The 17,084-nt window shown below is 33.5% G+C and carries 17 protein-coding genes and 1 tRNA gene; 6 read left to right on the forward strand and 12 right to left on the reverse strand.

What is annotated here, in order from left to right; all coding sequences use genetic code 11:
- Positions 1-45 precede the first annotated feature (45 nt).
- Entirely contained in the window at positions 46-1,926 is a 1,881-nt protein-coding gene (locus BMX53_RS06170) for a TonB-dependent receptor plug domain-containing protein (RefSeq protein WP_074745136.1), read from the forward strand.
- 175 nt (positions 1,927-2,101) lie between these two features.
- On the opposite strand, the gene BMX53_RS06175 is transcribed toward BMX53_RS06170, so the two are convergent.
- The 7 genes from BMX53_RS06175 to BMX53_RS06205 all read right to left on the reverse strand — a co-directional run bounded on the left by BMX53_RS06175 (position 2,102) and on the right by BMX53_RS06205 (position 8,490).
- The gene (locus BMX53_RS06175; RefSeq protein ID WP_063176839.1) at positions 2,102-2,752 is read right to left on the reverse strand and encodes a WG repeat-containing protein; all 651 of its coding nucleotides are present in this window, start codon (positions 2,750-2,752) and stop codon (positions 2,102-2,104) included.
- A 72-nt stretch (positions 2,753-2,824) separates the two neighbouring features.
- Positions 2,825-3,574 carry an SDR family NAD(P)-dependent oxidoreductase gene (locus tag BMX53_RS06180; RefSeq protein ID WP_074745138.1) on the reverse strand — a complete coding sequence of 250 codons (750 nt, stop codon included), beginning with the start codon at positions 3,572-3,574 and terminating at the stop codon, positions 2,825-2,827.
- Positions 3,575-3,599: 25 nt separating this feature from the next.
- A complete protein-coding gene (locus tag BMX53_RS06185; protein ID WP_074745141.1) occupies positions 3,600-5,939 on the reverse strand; it encodes a DUF748 domain-containing protein in 2,340 nt (779 codons plus the stop codon).
- A gap of 68 nt (positions 5,940-6,007) precedes the next feature.
- The gene (locus tag BMX53_RS06190; protein WP_038988305.1) at positions 6,008-6,580 is read right to left on the reverse strand and encodes a pentapeptide repeat-containing protein; all 573 of its coding nucleotides are present in this window, start codon (positions 6,578-6,580) and stop codon (positions 6,008-6,010) included.
- Positions 6,581-6,659: 79 nt separating this feature from the next.
- Positions 6,660-7,805, reverse strand: coding sequence for a glutathionylspermidine synthase family protein (locus BMX53_RS06195; protein ID WP_074745143.1), 1,146 nt, complete (start codon positions 7,803-7,805; stop codon positions 6,660-6,662).
- A gap of 3 nt (positions 7,806-7,808) precedes the next feature.
- Positions 7,809-8,192, reverse strand: coding sequence for a hypothetical protein (locus tag BMX53_RS06200; protein WP_038988307.1), 384 nt, complete (start codon positions 8,190-8,192; stop codon positions 7,809-7,811).
- 7 nt (positions 8,193-8,199) lie between these two features.
- Positions 8,200-8,490 (reverse strand): hypothetical protein, encoded by a 291-nt coding sequence (locus BMX53_RS06205; RefSeq protein WP_074745145.1) that lies wholly within the window; start codon positions 8,488-8,490, stop codon positions 8,200-8,202.
- A gap of 133 nt (positions 8,491-8,623) precedes the next feature.
- On the opposite strand from BMX53_RS06205, the gene BMX53_RS06210 reads away from it, so the two are divergent.
- Entirely contained in the window at positions 8,624-9,499 is an 876-nt protein-coding gene (locus BMX53_RS06210; RefSeq protein WP_074745147.1) for a helix-turn-helix domain-containing protein, read from the forward strand.
- Between the two features lie 55 nt (positions 9,500-9,554).
- Here BMX53_RS06210 and BMX53_RS06215 read toward each other — a convergent pair.
- The 3 genes from BMX53_RS06215 to BMX53_RS06225 form a co-directional block, all read right to left on the reverse strand.
- Positions 9,555-9,625: transfer RNA gene (locus BMX53_RS06215), tRNA-Trp, on the reverse strand.
- Positions 9,626-9,676: 51 nt separating this feature from the next.
- Entirely contained in the window at positions 9,677-10,051 is a 375-nt protein-coding gene (locus BMX53_RS06220) for a DUF983 domain-containing protein (RefSeq protein WP_038988310.1), read from the reverse strand.
- Positions 10,052-10,197: 146 nt separating this feature from the next.
- Positions 10,198-10,914 carry a hypothetical protein gene (locus BMX53_RS06225; RefSeq protein WP_074745149.1) on the reverse strand — a complete coding sequence of 239 codons (717 nt, stop codon included), beginning with the start codon at positions 10,912-10,914 and terminating at the stop codon, positions 10,198-10,200.
- 338 nt (positions 10,915-11,252) lie between these two features.
- Here BMX53_RS06225 and BMX53_RS06230 point away from each other — a divergent pair, with 338 nt between their 5' ends.
- Entirely contained in the window at positions 11,253-11,843 is a 591-nt protein-coding gene (locus tag BMX53_RS06230) for a cytochrome b/b6 domain-containing protein (RefSeq protein WP_063176832.1), read from the forward strand.
- Positions 11,844-12,235: 392 nt separating this feature from the next.
- Here the strand turns inward: BMX53_RS06230 and BMX53_RS06235 are convergent, their stop codons facing one another.
- A complete protein-coding gene (locus tag BMX53_RS06235) occupies positions 12,236-13,264 on the reverse strand; it encodes a hypothetical protein (RefSeq protein ID WP_074745151.1) in 1,029 nt (342 codons plus the stop codon).
- 126 nt (positions 13,265-13,390) lie between these two features.
- Between BMX53_RS06235 and BMX53_RS06240 the strand changes: the two genes are divergently transcribed.
- A complete protein-coding gene (locus BMX53_RS06240; RefSeq protein WP_143061406.1) occupies positions 13,391-13,777 on the forward strand; it encodes a hypothetical protein in 387 nt (128 codons plus the stop codon).
- A 10-nt stretch (positions 13,778-13,787) separates the two neighbouring features.
- Entirely contained in the window at positions 13,788-14,228 is a 441-nt protein-coding gene (locus tag BMX53_RS06245) for a hypothetical protein (protein WP_074745155.1), read from the forward strand.
- Positions 14,229-14,276: 48 nt separating this feature from the next.
- Here BMX53_RS06245 and BMX53_RS06250 read toward each other — a convergent pair whose 3' ends face one another.
- On the reverse strand, positions 14,277-15,671 hold the full coding sequence (locus BMX53_RS06250; protein ID WP_074745157.1) for a hypothetical protein: 1,395 nt from the start codon (positions 15,669-15,671) through the stop codon (positions 14,277-14,279).
- A 312-nt stretch (positions 15,672-15,983) separates the two neighbouring features.
- Between BMX53_RS06250 and BMX53_RS06255 the strand changes: the two genes are divergently transcribed.
- Positions 15,984-16,985 (forward strand): phosphotransferase, encoded by a 1,002-nt coding sequence (locus BMX53_RS06255; protein ID WP_074745159.1) that lies wholly within the window; start codon positions 15,984-15,986, stop codon positions 16,983-16,985.
- The last annotated feature ends 99 nt before the right edge of the window (positions 16,986-17,084 follow it).

The raw sequence follows: 17,084 nt of genomic DNA on the forward strand, positions 1-17,084 counted from the left end.
AATGTGTTGAATAGGAATATTTTTGCGGAATTAATAACACCTATTATGAGAAATACTTATGTGGCTTTAGCTGTATTTACTACTTTGTTTTCTTCTTATTCACAAGAACAAAATAAAAGTAATGATGCGATTAAGGATACTAAAATTGAAGAGATAGTTATCTATAATCAAAGACTGCAATTGCCAAGTTCATTAAAGAATAGAAATATCACATTCATTAATAAAGAACAGATAAAACAATTGCCTGTATCTTCTATTAACGAACTATTATCTTATGCTACGGGAGTAGATATCCGTCAGCGTGGACCTTTTGGTACTCAGACAGACTTTAGTATTGACGGAGGTAGTTTTGAACAAAATATCTTATTATTAAACGGGCAAAAGATATCTGATCCACAGACAGGACATAATAGTTTGAATGTGCCAATTCCTCTAGAAGCTATTGAGCGTATCGAGATTGTACGTGGGCCCTCTGCACGTTTATATGGAGTAAACAGTTTAACAGGTGTGGTAAATATTGTTACTCGTAATCCTAAACAAGATGGGCTATTCGCGAACACTTATATCGGTAGTAGCTTTAAGAAGGACAAAGAAGGTGACCATGGAGAGTTGTACAATAATAGAGGAATACAATTAGGAGGGACTTTAGTTAGAGAGAAGGATAACCATATGTTATTTGGTAGCCATGACTCAGGTAATGGTACTCGATATAATACAGCCTTTCACAACAATAAAATATTCTATCAAGGGAATTATACTCCTAATGAGAACAATGCTATTATGGTGTTATCTGGACATGCACGTAGTTCTTTTGGTGCAAATGGGTTCTATGCAGCTCCTGGAGATAAAGAGTCTAAAGAGATAGTATCTACATCTATGGTGAACTTGAGTTCGCGTCATTATTTAAGTGACCGTTTTACTTTATTGCCAAGTGTTGCTTATAGATATAACTTTGATGATTATAGATACTTCAGACATAATCTTGACAAAGCTCGTAGTAGACACTATTCTCATGCGATAACGACTAATGTTAGAGGAGAGTATTTAGCTGACTTTGCTAAGATATCTTTTGGTGGAGAAATGAGATATGAAGAGATCAATTCTACTAATATCGGAGATCACAGCAAGAGTAACTATGGTCTATACGCTGAGATGCAAAGAGAGTTCTTTGATAAACTAGATGTGAATGTTGGGGCATATGTAAACTATAACAGTAAGTACGGATGGGAAGTATTCCCAGGTATTGATGCGAGTTATTCATTTAATGATCATTGGAAAGCAACATTTAATGCAGGAACAGCTAGTAGAATACCATCGTTTACTGATTTGTACTTAGATCAACGTCCAGGTAATATCGGTAACCCGAATTTATTGCCTGAGAAAGCTTATCAAGTTGAGATAGGAGGTAAGTATGTAAATAAAGGATTTAGAGCAGAAGCTTTTGCTTTTTATAGAGATATAGATGATTTTATCGATTGGATAAGAGTAGATACTACTGTGCCATATCAACCATATAATGCTTCTAAGAATAAGACTAAAGGATTTAATACAGCTCTAAAGTATAAATTAGGCAATCAATCTGAATACTGGGACTTAGGACTATCTTACACATATCTTTCACCTAAGATTGAGAATAAAGCAGAAGATAAGATATCTAAGTATGCGATTGAGAGTTTAAGACATCAGCTAGTAGGTACGGTGAATTATACATACAATAAACTTAGTGCTACGTTAGCTAACCGTTTTAATGAGCGTATAAGTTATAAGAGTTACTGGCTGACAGATGTGAGAGTAAACTATAATATGAATAAGTATAGTGTGTATTTAGATGCACAGAACATATTTGATACTACCTATATAGAAGCAGGTGCTGTACCGATGCCAGGTAGATGGTTTATGTTAGGGATAAAGTACAATGGATTATAGAATTCATTAATCATTGGTTAGTTACATAATACTGATAGGAATAATTAGATACTTGTGGGGCTTTTATCTAATTACTTTTCATCAATTATTACTAAGCTAGAATAAGCTTTTGCTATGAAAATTCTAGGATAAAAAAAACGGTAGGCTTTGTACACCTACCGTTTTTTGTTTTTTATTAGTTAGCTACCTTAGTACCTTTCTTGTCTATTGTAAATGATTGAAACCTTACTTCTACTTGAGCTTGTCCATCTTCGAAGTTACTAGCATAGTCATACTGAAATGGGATAACGACCTTACCTTTATGATCTATATAACCAAATAATTGGTCTTTAGAAGCTAAGGCTAATCCATCTGAATAACTTCCTACGAAGTCATAGATAGCAGGAATCACTTTCTTACCTTCAGTATTAAAGAATCCCCATTTACCACCTTCATAAAAAGCTATTTTGTATTCACTACTAGTCTGAAGTTCTTCATAAGTAAAAGGAATGATAATCTCTCCTTTATCATTAATAGCTCCTTGGAAGTCATCTGAAGAAACAATAGAAACTCCTTCTATAAAAGATTCTATTTGATAAAATAGAGGCTCTATATAGATTTCATTCTTGTTGTTTTTAATTCCAAATAACTCTAGCTTCTTATCTTGATACCATCTCAAGTTATTTTGAAACTTAAAATCTGGGTCGTTCTTTAGGTCAATATAAACCGTATCTAACTTTACAATTTCATCTAATTGTAGATTAAGAGATGTAAAGTGACTTTTAGCAGCCCAACTCGATGTGCAACTCAGTCCTACAAAGAGACTTATTGCGAATATTTGTTTCATTCTATTAGTAGATTAACATACTATAATTGCGGTGCAAATGTATTGGTTTTGCAATTATTAATGTTATAATTTTTACATTTTTTTATGGATGGTTGTTGCACCCGCTTGAGCCTTCGGAAATACTGTGATATCAGCTATTTGTACATGCTCTGGTTGGTTGATTATATATGCTATAGCATTAGCAATATCCTCAGCTACTAGAGGAGTATATCCTTGATAGACTTGTGCAGCTCTATCGCTATCTCCTTTAAAGCGAACAAGAGAGAAATCAGTCTCTACAGCACCAGGAGCTACATTAGTTACTTTGATACCTTCTGATAGTAAATCATATCTAAGACCTTTAGAGAATGCTTCTACAGCTGCTTTAGATGCGCAGTAGATTGTTCCGTTCTGGTACGCTTCTTTACCAGCGATAGAAGATAGGTTCACTATATGTCCGCTACCTTTACCCATCATAAGAGGTAATAAAGCCTTAGTTACATAGATAATTCCCTTTACATTGATATCTATCATTGCCTCTAAGTCATCTAGACTAGCCTCTTGGAATGTAGCTAATCCGTGAGCATTACCTGCATTGTTAATCAGGACGTCTATAGTCTGCCAGTTAGCAGGTAGAGTAGCGATTGCATCAAAGGTTGCTTTCTTATCACTTACGTCAAAAGTAAGTGTGGTAACCTCTGTTATTTTAGCTAGTTCATCTTGTATAGCGGCTAAGTTAGCAGTATTTCGTCCACATAATATAAGTCTGTGGTTTGGCGCTAAGGCCTGAGCTGTTGCTTTTCCTATTCCAGAAGTAGCACCAGTGATTAAGGCTGTTTTCATATTGGTAATATTGTGTTGTTTATTGTTATAATACAGTTTGTTTTAAACCTTGCATAATGCATAGCCAAAGGTAATTGAAAAAAGACTTCTCTTGTACTCTGTCCACCGTTTTGATATTAACAGTCTTGACCTCGTCCTTCGTACTCTTTCTTATAAACATATTTCCTACAGCAGATAAGAACTTCTTCTTTTTCTCTCCGTCCTTTTTGTAAATAGTTACTCTTAGATCTTCGTATTTCATTCCATATGTCCCCGTAGCTGATCTGTTATTTCCACTAAAGTTAAACGTCACTAGACTAATGCTCCCTTGAGTAGACGCCTTTATATAAGGTTGTAAGAAGGGTTGCATAGAGTTAGCAGGGAAGTTAGTAATCTTACCTTGTATATTAAATTGGTCACTTCTATTCAGTACATTAAATGTCCAGTCTACTCTTAGAGGAGCAGCATTCATAAAGCGTGCGTTTACAGCTATAGAAGTAGTAGGAACTTTCGTCTGTCCATAACCGCTATATACATTCTTAATCGTAGCATTAAAGTTGTGAAACATAATCTTACCAGGCGCTACAGCATTTTTATCTGTCTCCTCGTATACTAGTTTAGAATTTTTGATAGCCACTGTATTTACTTGTAGGCCAAAAGGAATATCTCTCAATTTCTTACTAAACATCGGTTTAATGCTCATATTGAACGTAGGAGATTTATCTCTAAATATATTAGCATCTAGCTGATTGATGTTTAGCAGTTCTGTTTTAAACAGAAGTACACCAGCTTTGTCAAAGTCCCATTTATAATGCTTTAGAGTAATCTCTTTCGCATTTAATGTAAATATATCATCTGCATATCTAAACATACTCACTGTTTTCTTACGTGAGTACTTAGGCTTCATCACAAAGTTAGTAAGCTTAAGATCCTTATTGTCTATAGATAGATTATCAGCAGTAATATCATAGTACTTCTGAGTATCATACTTAATAGCTCCTGTGGTAAACTTAGTTTTATCATAAGAGAACGGAATCTTATTTAATGAAGTCTTATCATTAATCTCTATATTCAGAATAGTCGCGTTGACATCAGCTATATTCAGTGTGTGTTTATCACCCTTGCGTTGATGTATCGCAAAAGCCCCTTTGTTTACTACTAATGTATCTAGCTTGATGCGATCCATTAGCAGTTTAGTTTTATTAGAAGGCTTTTTCTTTACCTGATTAGGGGTTAACGTAATCGTAGGAGAATCTATAAGTAGTTTATTAATCTCCATTTGTTCACCTGCTTTATTCACTATCTTCGATATAGAGATATTCATCTTCTTTGTCTTCCATGTATCTAGTGCATCTAATGACAGTTTATTAATCTTGATATCCCCAATCTGTAAGTCAAAAGGAACAAGAGAAGGAATGGTATCTACCACTTTTACGATAGGAGTATTGCTCTTCTTTGCATTTTTCTTTTTCCCTTTTTTAGGCTGTTGTTCAGCTACAGTGATATCTTCTTTTAGTTTGTTATTCTTAATAGTGATAGCAGTAGAGTCAGTCTCTATCTTACCTATTTGTAAATAGAAGTGCTTCTCATCTCTATATCCCCAGTCAGTACCTGTAAGGCTTACTTTAGGGATGTTTACAGAGAGTAAGTTCTTCTCCAGATTATTAGAGTTTACAGTCTTCGAAAAAGGCTCTACAGATATCTGATTTACCTCTAGAGAAGTAGGGTTAATGATTACCTTACCTAACGTAAGTTTGTGCCAATCGTTAAGTTTGTTGTACACAGAGTCACAAGACATCGTATATCCTTCATAGCTAAATGGTAGCCCTTTCTCCTTTACTTCTTGTGCAAAGTGAACTCCTGTAATATCAGCATTAAAGTTATATACCTCGTTAAGGCGAGTGTGATTAGCTCTATTTTTGATAACGATATGGGCATTATTTACCGCGATAGTATTGATGTCAATGATATTAGTGATATTGACTTCTTTCGGCTGATCTACCACAGTATCTCCCTGTATCACTACTATATCTAGCGTATTTAGTTTAATCTTATTTGCCTTTAAGTTTTTTGTTTTAAAGAGCTCTTTGATAGCCACACCTTGAATGACGATATTGTCTAGATGGCCTTTTATATAAGTAGTATTTTTATGAGTGATGGTATCCTTAGGAGTAACAGTGATACCGGATACAGTCAGTCTTCGCAGAGCAGGAGAGTAATCGATATCTTCATAAGTAAAGTTATAAGGAGTATCATTTTTCTCAGCTATAAGCTCTGGAAGATGCTTGTATATAAAACGATTTAGTGCATACTTACCGCCTTGGTAAAGACCGATAATAATCAATCCAATTATTAAAAGAGTTTTTACACGTTTAGACAGTTTCATTATGAAAATAAGTTAAATTAATACCTAAAAATACTAATTTATATTTGCTTATTCGTAATAATGATGTCTTATTTTAGAACTAATTGATGTCTAGTTAATAATCCTTCCAGTCCATTTCTAGAGAATATTGCCTTCTTAAGCTTGGTCGTTTGTGGATCTATCTCATAGTTATAGCTAGTGTAGAAGTCCGCTTTCTCAGCATTCGCTTTAGTAAATACTGCACGATGTAGATTACAGTTGTCAAACAGTGCCATAGTCAAATCTGTCTCTGAGAAGTCAACACTAATCATGCTACAGTTAGAGAATAACTGTTTCTTCAGTTTAAGACCATAGAATTGGGCGAACTCTAGATTACAATCTGTAAATGTGAATTCGAAGATAGTCTGATCAATCATTGCAAAGTTTACGCGAGTGAAGTTACACGCTATAAAGTTTACATTGCGTAGCCCTACATAGTTTACTTCTGCGTCTTTAAAACTACAGTTGATAAACTCACAGTCAATAAACATAGTAGCAAGGAAAGAACATCCACTCAAATCACAGTTCTCAAACTTACAGTTTTCAAATTCTCTAAAAGAGATATCATTAAAGCCAAAGACTGTATCCTTATACTTCTGGTCATATATAAATTCGGGTGTCATAAAGGGGGTGTTTAAAAAAACTGATACAGTATTAATCTTTTAGAATGATTAGCACTGTATCAGAATGTTATATAGATGTTTATTCTTCGATAATATGAGGGATGAATCTACTCTTATCGGTAGTAATCCTATTATTACTCTCTCTAAATGTGATACCACAAGACTCTTGTCCGATAACCCAGCTACCGATGATAGAGTATCCTGTAGTCTCCTGATGTAGATTAGCTAATGCTTGACAGATATATCCCTCCTCGCCATAATCACCAGGAGTAGCCTCTACTATGGCTCCATTTTTATACATCGTCACATTAGCACCTTCTCTAGAAAGTAGTGGTTTCTTTACATAATCACGCATGCCATTAGGCGTATCAAAGTATGTTTCTAGTAGCAATGGATGATTAGGATACAGTTGCCATAATACAGCCATAATAGCTTTATTAGACAGTATCATCTTCCATGAAGGTTCTATCCAGTTAGCCTCAGCTTCATCATTAGGAATGTGTAAAGCAAAAGGCTCATATACTAACCATTCCCAAGGGTATAGCTTAAAGATATCTGTTATCGTATCTTCATTAAGATCAGTGAAGTTCACACCATTCCAACCGATATCATCGATATAGATTAGCTGCGTATTGATACCAGCCTGTATAGCTGTATCTCTTAGATACTCTACATTCGTCAAGTCCTCTAAAGTCTCACGCATGCAACTAAAGTGTAGCGTATCACCTTTAAGATATGGCTTAAGCTCTTTCCATGATTCGATTAATCTATCGTGCACAGAGTTAAACTGGTCTTTACGGTCTCTGAAGTAGTGTTGCATCCATTGCCACTGTGTAACCCCAGTCTCATAAAGAGAAGTAGGTGTATCAGCATTAAACTCTAATACCTTTAATTGCTGTTTGATATCGTCATAGACAAAGTCAAAACGGCCATAGATACTCGGTGCATCGTTTTCCCATGACTTAGTAATATGGTCGTGAAAGAAGATAGGTATCTGAAATTGGTCAAACAATTTATTAGTGATTACGTGATCTACAGCCTCTAAACACATTTGCCATAATTCAGTAGTCGCATTGTATACTTTATCAGCAAACTCTGGTGAGATACTGTAGTAGTAATGCTCTATCCAGTAAGGTACATTGTTTTCGTCTGTGTGAAACCCGAATCCGTTATCTTCTAATCTCTTTTGCCAGTTAGAATCAGCTGTCAAATATTTTATTCTCATAGGTTATGAACTAACAGTCGAAGATTTAGAAGTGTTACCAAAACCACCTCTAGCAGAGGTCTGTTTCTTTACAGCATTAGATTTATTCGTATTATTTCCTACGTTAGCTTGATGAGATAGCCCATTACTCGCATATCCCATACCACCTCCCATAAGAGGTCTGAATGCCATATACCACAGTAGTGCACTACCCATACCGCCACCACTACTGTGACGTTGTTGATTATATTGTTCTGTCACATCAGTATACGGAGCTGAGCTATCTGCACGCATATATACCTTTTGTGCTTGTTCTTTGTTTTCTTCTTTTTCAGGAGTCTTAGAGCACGAGGCTAAAGCCGCAGTAATTAAGACTAAGCTGACTGCTTTACTACTTTTTCTATTCATAGTCTATTTATTCTACAGTTACATAAATAGGCACTTTAACTAGCGTAGTCGATGTAGACTCACCCCATGCCTTTACTTCCTTAGCAGTCTTTAACGTATCAGTCTTTTGGGTTACTAACTGTCCATTAGCCCATATTTTTTGACTAGTGATATGTAAGATACTATCACCTGCTACCACAGATTTGATTGTTACTTCACGAGCAGACTGTTTGTCTATCGTTTCTAAATCTGTTTTTTTAGATTCACCTCCACATGATACCAATGCAAATACTGCAAGAATAGGTAGTATATATTTCATAACAATTGTTTTATTCAATGTGGATAAAGATAATAAAGTTTAGCTAAAACACAGTTAAACTAGGCTCTAAATGACGTAAATGACCAATTGTAAATGAAATATGTTATTTTTGCTCATCTAAATATATGGGTAAATGGAAGAGATTACTATTTTACAAATGCGCGATTTGACGGATGAGGTTAAGGGAGCTGACTTTTATGCCAACACTATTCCGCAACACCTTATCACTAATCATAATCACGTAGAGAAGCCGCATAGACACGACTTTTATGTATGTATGATCTTTACACAGGGGAGCGGTACCCACGAGATAGATTTTCACAGTTATGAGATTAAGCCCGGAGCTATCTTTGTATTAGCACCTGGTCAAACACATAGTTGGGTATTATCAGATGATATAGATGGGTATATCTTCTTTCATACTCAGGAGTTTTTCGATTTATATTTCGTGCGTGAGACGATACGTGAGTATCCTGTATTCCGCTCTAGCTACTATCCTAATGGATTGATTATAGAAGGACAAGATAAATTGATCTTAGAGAGTGTGTTTAAGCGTATAGCGGAAGAAGTAGATGGTAATAGATGGAAGAAGAATACAGTACTAGTCAATCTAGCTTCTCTGTTATATATAGAGTTTAATAGGCTTATACTAGCAGGTGATTCGTTCATAGCCGTTTCTAATCTGCAATACAATAATCACCTTCAGCACTTCGAAGATTTATTAGAGAAGAATTTTCAGACAGAGAAGTCAGCAGCAGTATACGCTGAGTGGATGAATATGACACAAAAACACCTAAACAGGGTGTGCAAGACTCTCGTGGATAAGACTACAACTGATATTATCATCGATAGAGTAATACTGGAAGCTAAGCGTATGCTTATCTATACTGGTAAAAGCTTTAATGAGATAGGAAGTATGTTAGGGTATGACGATTATTCATACTTCTCTAAAGTCTTTAAAAAGAAAGTGGGATATACCCCAAAAGAGTTCTTGAAAAAGTATAACTAAATAGGTAAAAACAAAAAGCTCCTTAATGTAAAATTAAGGAGCTTTTTTTCGCTTGCACGGGTGGAGGGATTCGAACCCCCATCAACGGTTTTGGAGACCGCTATTCTACCCTTGAACTACACCCGTTTCTGTCTTAGGTGGTGCAAATATAATAACTTTTATTTGAATAAACCTAGACTATTGCTCATCTTTTTTATAAAATAAGTTTAGCCACATAACGCGTGATAAACGATAATTAAATGTCCACATAATGAAAATTACAAATACGATTGCAATGAATGCATGTAACATTGTGATATTCAAATCAAATAGGTAATTTAAAATTAAACGAAGTACCATAACAGTGATCATCTCTGCTACTGTTAATGCGTAACTCATATACATCGCACCAAAGTAAAATCCTGTTTCTCTATGGAAGTTGTAACCACAAGAACCACATTCTTTCGTCATCTTTGGCATTTTAAATGTAATCGGATTTCCTTTGTCATGGAATATGTGCTCTTTACCACAGTTAGGGCATTTTCCACTAATAACTTTGCTGATATAAGACATAATTTATTTTTTATGCAAAGTAAGCTAAAAAACATGAAAAGGTTATGTTTAATATACTTGTATTTTGGTTGTATTCGGACATTTATATATTTTTAACACCAGATATAAATTGAATTATACTCTTTATAGGTACAAAAAAAGGGAGATTAATAATCTCCCTCTGGTGTATATTCTTCAGATTCTTCAGTAGAAGTTTCTTCTTTTATGTCTAAGTATTCTAATGGGCTAGATTGTTGTTGTCCGTAGCTCTCATCAAACTCTTTAGTTAATAAAGCAATCTCTTCTAGAGTAAGTACTTTCTCTCCTTCAGCTCCTTCTTCAGTTTGGTTATATTTAGCATAGATACGAGCTCTGTCAGCTGCATATTGTTTCTTCGCTACATCTCTTCTTGCGTAGTAGATTTTACGGTCTTTGCTATACTTTCTGTAAATCTCCTTTACGTCAGCAGCATGTGCTACTTCTAATTCTTTTAATTCTGTCTTAAGATCTGTACGCTCTTCACTAGCCTCAGCCATTTCTTTCTTAATCTTATTCCAAGTCTCTAATTGGTCTTCGTCTAGAGTTCTGTTTACAAAAGAGTTGTATCCGTCAAACAAATCACGTTGGTGTTTGTTTTTCTCTACTTCCTCCATTTTTGTTTTAGAGTTTAAGCTTTGTAGATCGCGTTTTACATACTCATTTTTGATAGTGATCGCAGCTACTTGTTTAGAGTTTAGCTTGATCTCATCTTTACGAGCAAGAATCTCTGTTAAGTCAGTGAACTCTATTTTTTTTGCTGGCTCAACTTCTTTTTTAGATTTTCGTTGACCATAAGAAGTACTAATTGACATTAGTATTACGAATAAGAGTAATATCTTTTTCATTCCAATTTTTTTTTGATTCAAATAACAATTTGTTTTTTCACCCTGCAAATTTAATATAAATATTAATACTTTATTTTAAATTTTTTCTGCAAGCTAGTCCTTGATTTTCTTAAAAGTAGTATTAAACTGACAATTTCTAGTACTACTGTGCTTCTTAGCTAATATCTATAACGTATATAATATTAAAATATTGTGCCAAGATGCAGCACTTTATACATTTGATTTATATTATTTGCTATTTATTTGTATATTATTATTTGTTATTTATATATTTGAATATTGTAACTTTTACAAATTAACTATTTTAATATTTAATTTATAAATAAAAGAAGTGAAAAATGAGAGGTAGAGGTGATAGCTATAGTTTGTTATTTAGGCTTTTGCATTGGAGTATAGCTATAGTTATGCTAGGTATATTAGCTACTATACTACTGCGTATGACGTGGTTAAATAAAGGGGCTGTAAGTGATATCATTATGGACTACTGTAATGCTCAAGGGGTAAATATGACACAAGAGAAGGCTGAGGTGCTCGCTAAACGCATCCGCAAGCCGATGTGGGATTGGCATAAGTATCTAGGATATGCATTATGTGTGCTGATATTCTTAAGGTTTTTCTTAGCTATGTTTGGCAAGTTGCCATTGCTAAATCCTTTTAAAGTCGGATATACCTTTAATACTCGTCTAAGAGCTGTAATCTATTTAGTGTTCTATCTATGCGTCATTACTTCTCTACTGACTGGATTAGTGATAGAATTTGACCTAGAGATCTTACCTCGAGTGGATATAAAAATGATACATAAGGCTTCGATTTATTATTTTGCCAGCTTCTTAGTTATTCACTTTGTAGGAGTACTATTAGCTGAGTTAAGTGCTGATAATGGAATTATCTCTCGAATGATTAATGGTAAAAGTAAGTTTGACTTCTAATCTAGTATGGATTTAGAAGTATTAATAATGATTTAGATTTGTTGTGTTATATTTAATTGGAAAGCATCTGTATTTATACAGGTGCTTTTTTTGTTGTTCATAAGATGTGATAAAAAAGTCTAATATTACACCAAATGATTATAACTGCATTCTTGATTTGAAATGATAGTATTTTTAATAATATGGATTGCTCAGCCTGCTGTTCTTTTGTAAACTCATTATGATAAGTACTATTGATAATTGTGTGAGCACTTCAAGAGTATGTTCAAAGGAGAATGCTAGGAGTATCACTCGTGTATTGTTCGACAAACAAGCCTGTTTAGCGTCTAAACTCCTAGCATTGTCCTAGAATAGTCGAAGGAAATAGGTTGAGAATAGTATGTGTAGAAGCATTAGTCATAGCTGTGCTCTAATGTAAGTGTTAAGTTCTCAGTAAGTTTTGTTTTTTCAATAGGTCTGTATAGGTAAAACTTATCTATTTTGTTTTGAAATGTATAAACGTGAACAATGTTATCATGTGATTTATCTTCTGTGGCTGAATCCGAGTATTTACTTATTTCTCTTGTGAATTTTGTAAAGTCAAGATTAGCGTTCATTCGAAAGAAATCATATATTTTTTTAGTTACTTCAAAACTATATGAACCACCTTTCTCTTCATTGAATAAAATATCTATATCTAGTGTCTTGTTGTCTAATATTTCGAAATGAAGAGCATCATCTTCAAAAGCTAATATTTTTATTTTTAGTTCTTTGGTGACTTCTATAGTTTGACCTAGTTGTTGTTGATTGATTTCAGTAACTTCATATTCAGTAGGAAGAGATATTTGGACATTGACATCACCTTCTATATCGTTTATGTTATCCAAATAATTAAAGTAACAATACTCTAGGTAAAGAGGATCGATCTTAGGATACCAACTTCCAGTAGATTGCATTACAGGATTGTCTATAGTGACTTTTTTATTTTTCTTGGTATTTACTAGCGTATTAGACATAATTTTGATTTTAAGAAGGTCTGTAAGATTATCTTTTACTTTGAAACCTCCCGTTGTTCGCTGTTCGTTAATTTCTTCTGTAGACATTGGACGTTTAATTTTAAACATATACTTGTTATCTTCAAGGTTCTGAAAAGTGATAGAGTTCACAACAGATTCAAAAAATGTTTTTGGATTATGTTTTAGAATTAAGTTCCACGGTAGAGAAGAAGTATTCGATTTTCCTATTTTAGCATGGCTATTCTTTGATATCGCAGTGAGATATAGATTGTAATACTCCTGATAAAACTCTTTTTTACTGTTTGCCAATTGATCATCAAGAGACATACTTACATCTTCTCTTTCTTTAAGAGGTGGGTAAGAGTTTTGAGAGAATACGGTATAAGTGGTTAACAGTATTGATGTGATAAGTAATATCTTTTTCATTGTTTAGAGAGCAATTTTGTTTACGTGTAAAGTTAAATTTTTATATCTATTTGATGTATAAATATTTATGTGAATAAAGTGTTCGATAATAAATTATATCTTAGTGATACTATAAAACCACAGACTATGTATAACTACCTTATTTATTTTAGACCACAGACTACACTAACTATAACTGAGCTGAAAGAGGGCTTAAGTGAATATCTAAACGAGCAACAACCTAGTGAGATCAAAATATCTGATGATTGTGTGACAGTTACTTTTGGCGCATATCAGTTTAGATTATTTGTATCTAGTGATAGTCATGTGAATGAGGAGTTACGTGAAATGATAGATGATGGTATGACGGACCTAGATGACAATCCTATAGATGCTAATCTATATGGTGCTTCTACTCTACGTGTAGAGATGGGAGGAGATGTTGATATGGATATGGACCACTTTAACGATTGTATCTTTATACTAGAGTACTTCGAGAGTAGAGGTGATAATGTGATTATTAATGAGGGGTAAAGGATAGTTAATGAGAATATCTTTTGATTTAGATGATACTCTGATCGCTAAGAAGCGATTTCCGTTAGAGAAGGAACCTTTTGTCGCTAAGTTATTGGGTGCGGAGAGACTGAGATTAGGTACTATAACTCTGTTTAAGGCTTTGAGAAGTAAAGGACATCAAATAGGTGTATATACTACTTCTTATCGAAGTAAGACTAAGATCAAACGCATGTTTTGGGCTTATGGTCTTTCTGTAGATTATGTAGTAAATCAGCAGTTACACGAACGCACTTTAGGTAAGAGAAGTAAGAGCATTTCTAAGTATCCACCAGCATTTGAGATTGATTTACACATTGATGATTCTCTAGGGGTAGAACGTGAAGGAGAACTATATGAATTTAATACTGTTATAGTAGCGATGGATGACTTGCAGTGGATGGATAAGATTCTAGAGAGGGTGGAGAGGTAAAGGAATAAAAAAACCTCAGACTTGCTCTGAGGTTGTGATTTCTTTATTTTATTTTTTAAGTAATACATAGCTTCTAGGAGCTAAGAAAATACCCCTTTTAGAGAGTATAGGTTTATCAATACCCCACCAGTTAAAGATTAAAGCGAACTCATTGTAGTCAGTATCAATCGAAAAAGTAACAACTTTTTTGTCAGTAGACCATTTAGGGTTTGTTATTTCTACATGTTTTTTATTGTTAGTAGACTTGTTGTCCTTAAACTCCATCATTTCTAAACTAAAAGGACGTTCTGAGTCCATTGGTTCAGAGAATTCAAGTTGGATATTGTTAGGATTAGTTTTTACGAAGTTCTTGGTATCTACATTAACAAGTGTAGGTAATGTCACATTCTCTTCGATGCTTTTAGCCCATTGTAGTAATGGTAAGTATATTTGTTCAAAATCTTTATCTTTATTCTTTTTGTATAGTTCTTTTACTTTTTCAGAAAATAAGTTTTGTGCAAAGAAACCACGCTCAGCATTCTGATATTGCCAATTTATAGAATGTTTAGCAGCTTGCTGCGGAAAGTACTCTTCTAGGAATAAATCATAAACTGCCCAGGTCATGTATTCATTAAATGAATTAAAAGTATTGTAACCAGAATTATTGTCCCAATATTTTGTATTGAAGTTATCTGTAACTAGTTGTAGGTTTCTAAAGGTAATAGGGTTGATGTATTCGTGGTCTTTTTCGGTAAATATTAAATGATTTGAATTAAGCCTTTCTTCTAAGTTGTCCTCACTGACTACACCATTGATAAAATCTTCGGTAGCAGATGGAAAATCTGCAACAATATCCTTACTTATATCTCGGTGACAATTCATTCTGTTTACTAATGGTGAAAGGTAGATTCTGTAGATTTTATCCTTGTCTTCTTCTGTTGTGATTTGACCAATTCTAGTGTCTAAGAATGTTAGACTTTCTTTCATAAAATTGTATTCTTCATAATTACTTATAATACGACTGTAGAATCCCTTTGCTTGTTGTTGATTATAGAATTCTCTAAAACGTGATTTTTCAACAAAGTCATTGATGAGCTCTAAGTTTTTATCAAAAGGATTATGACCTGGATTGGTGTAAAAATCAAAGTCTCTTTTTAATTTTCCTTTATCATCAAATGAGAATGCAACTGCATCTGTTCTAAAGCTTAGATAGTCTTCCCATTTCTCTCTTGAATAATTTACACTATCAAGAAGAGGATGATTTTTTACTGGATCAAAATATTTAACTACATCTTGATAGTATGTAGTGTTTTTCTGTACTTCCCATTTATCTTCTATTCCATACTTGGTCAATGCTAGAATGATGTTTGATAGTTCATATGTTTCAGGGATTTTAATTTGTACTGTCTGTGCTTTCATTCCAAATGAAAGAAGTAGTACTGTAATCATAATTAGGTGTCTCATTTGATTGTGGATTTGTTTGGCTAATAAATTCAAATATAGTTATTTGAGACCAAGCGAAGAGGGAATATATTGTTTATTACTGATACTTTTGAAAGAATTTAGCTGTTATTGTAAAGAGATAATAATAATTGAGAGTTGTCTGGCTGTATTAGCATATTGATTTTATACAATATGTATTAAGTTTTTTTGAAAACAAAGTATTTTCATTTTGTAGAATATGATGTTCTATGTAGTTTTAAAATGTAGTATTTAAGAATGAATTTATTAGATATAAGCTCAAAGATTTAAAGTAACCTAAAACAATAGTATCAAATGACAACTTTCCCAGTAACAGCATCAACTTTATCAGAAACAGAATTAGGAAACTTTATAAAAGAAAAATACCAATTATCAGAAAACTGCGAGTGTAAACTATTTAGGACAGGGGTCAACCACACTTATTTTATTTCAGATAATGAAACAAAATTTGTCTGTAGAGTTTACTGTCATAATTGGCGAACAAAAGTAGAAATTGAACAGGAGCTGGAACTTCTAAAGTTACTTAGGGATAGTTCCATTTCTATTTCATATCCAATTTCGGATAGTAGTGGAGCTTTTATTCAAGACATAAATGCTCCTGAAGGAATTCGTTATGCTGTACTTTTTTCATTTGCTGAGGGTGAAAAGATGCGATTTATGTCTAAAGAGACTTGTTTCTCAATAGGTTCTTTGATGGCAAAGATTCATAATGTCACAGAAAATAAAAAAATAGACAGAGTAAGTTATGATTCTAAAATACTTTTGAATAATGCATATCAACTTTTAATACCTTATTTTGAAGAGGGGTTGGAAGAAATGAAATACTTAAAAGAAATTGAAAACAAGGTTTCTAAGAAGTTTGAAGAAATTAATGGATTAGAGAATTCAACTGGAATAGTTCACTTAGATATTTGGTATGATAATTTGAGTGTCAACAACGAGAATGAGATTACCATTTTTGATTTTGATAATTGTGGAAATGGGTTGTTAGTTTTGGATGTTGGTTACTTTTTAAAGCAATTGTTTTTTATTGAATCTGATAAAAAGGAGTATGAATTAAAAGCAGAAAGCTTTTTAAAAGGCTATCAGAAAAATAGAAGTCTATCGGATAAAGAAATTGAGTTAATTCCAGAATCCGGTGCTTCAATATTTATGTTTTATCTTGGGGTACAAGCACAAAGATTTGATTGGTCTAATATATTCTTCACTAAGAACTACCTTACAATGTTTGTGGGGAGGATAAAAAGTTGGTTAGATTACTATGAAGAAAAAAATAATTGTAACAAACCTGTATAATGTGTTCATAGGTTTATTTTGATATAAAAACTAAATCACAAACAACCATAAACAAAAAAAGCATTCCGTTAAGAATGCTTTTTTTTTGTGGTCCCACCT

This window comes from Myroides marinus (assembly GCF_900109075.1).
GTDB classification, from domain to species: Bacteria; Bacteroidota; Bacteroidia; order Flavobacteriales; family Flavobacteriaceae; genus Flavobacterium; species Flavobacterium marinum_A.

Excerpts from the sequence above, each read along its gene's own strand:
- BMX53_RS06170 (WP_074745136.1), top strand. The coding sequence starts at position 46 with ATGAGAAATACTTATGTGGCTTTAGCTGTATTTACTACTTTGTTTTCT.
- BMX53_RS06175 (WP_063176839.1), bottom strand. The coding sequence starts at position 2,752 with ATGAAACAAATATTCGCAATAAGTCTCTTTGTAGGACTGAGTTGCACA.
- BMX53_RS06180 (WP_074745138.1), bottom strand. The coding sequence starts at position 3,574 with ATGAAAACAGCCTTAATCACTGGTGCTACTTCTGGAATAGGAAAAGCA.
- BMX53_RS06185 (WP_074745141.1), bottom strand. The coding sequence starts at position 5,939 with ATGAAACTGTCTAAACGTGTAAAAACTCTTTTAATAATTGGATTGATT.
- BMX53_RS06190 (WP_038988305.1), bottom strand. The coding sequence starts at position 6,580 with ATGACACCCGAATTTATATATGACCAGAAGTATAAGGATACAGTCTTT.
- BMX53_RS06195 (WP_074745143.1), bottom strand. The coding sequence starts at position 7,805 with ATGAGAATAAAATATTTGACAGCTGATTCTAACTGGCAAAAGAGATTA.
- BMX53_RS06200 (WP_038988307.1), bottom strand. The coding sequence starts at position 8,192 with ATGAATAGAAAAAGTAGTAAAGCAGTCAGCTTAGTCTTAATTACTGCG.
- BMX53_RS06205 (WP_074745145.1), bottom strand. The coding sequence starts at position 8,490 with ATGAAATATATACTACCTATTCTTGCAGTATTTGCATTGGTATCATGT.
- BMX53_RS06210 (WP_074745147.1), top strand. The coding sequence starts at position 8,624 with ATGGAAGAGATTACTATTTTACAAATGCGCGATTTGACGGATGAGGTT.
- BMX53_RS06220 (WP_038988310.1), bottom strand. The coding sequence starts at position 10,051 with ATGTCTTATATCAGCAAAGTTATTAGTGGAAAATGCCCTAACTGTGGT.
- BMX53_RS06225 (WP_074745149.1), bottom strand. The coding sequence starts at position 10,914 with ATGAAAAAGATATTACTCTTATTCGTAATACTAATGTCAATTAGTACT.
- BMX53_RS06230 (WP_063176832.1), top strand. The coding sequence starts at position 11,253 with ATGAGAGGTAGAGGTGATAGCTATAGTTTGTTATTTAGGCTTTTGCAT.
- BMX53_RS06235 (WP_074745151.1), bottom strand. The coding sequence starts at position 13,264 with ATGAAAAAGATATTACTTATCACATCAATACTGTTAACCACTTATACC.
- BMX53_RS06240 (WP_143061406.1), top strand. The coding sequence starts at position 13,391 with ATGTATAACTACCTTATTTATTTTAGACCACAGACTACACTAACTATA.
- BMX53_RS06245 (WP_074745155.1), top strand. The coding sequence starts at position 13,788 with ATGAGAATATCTTTTGATTTAGATGATACTCTGATCGCTAAGAAGCGA.
- BMX53_RS06250 (WP_074745157.1), bottom strand. The coding sequence starts at position 15,671 with ATGAGACACCTAATTATGATTACAGTACTACTTCTTTCATTTGGAATG.
- BMX53_RS06255 (WP_074745159.1), top strand. The coding sequence starts at position 15,984 with ATGACAACTTTCCCAGTAACAGCATCAACTTTATCAGAAACAGAATTA.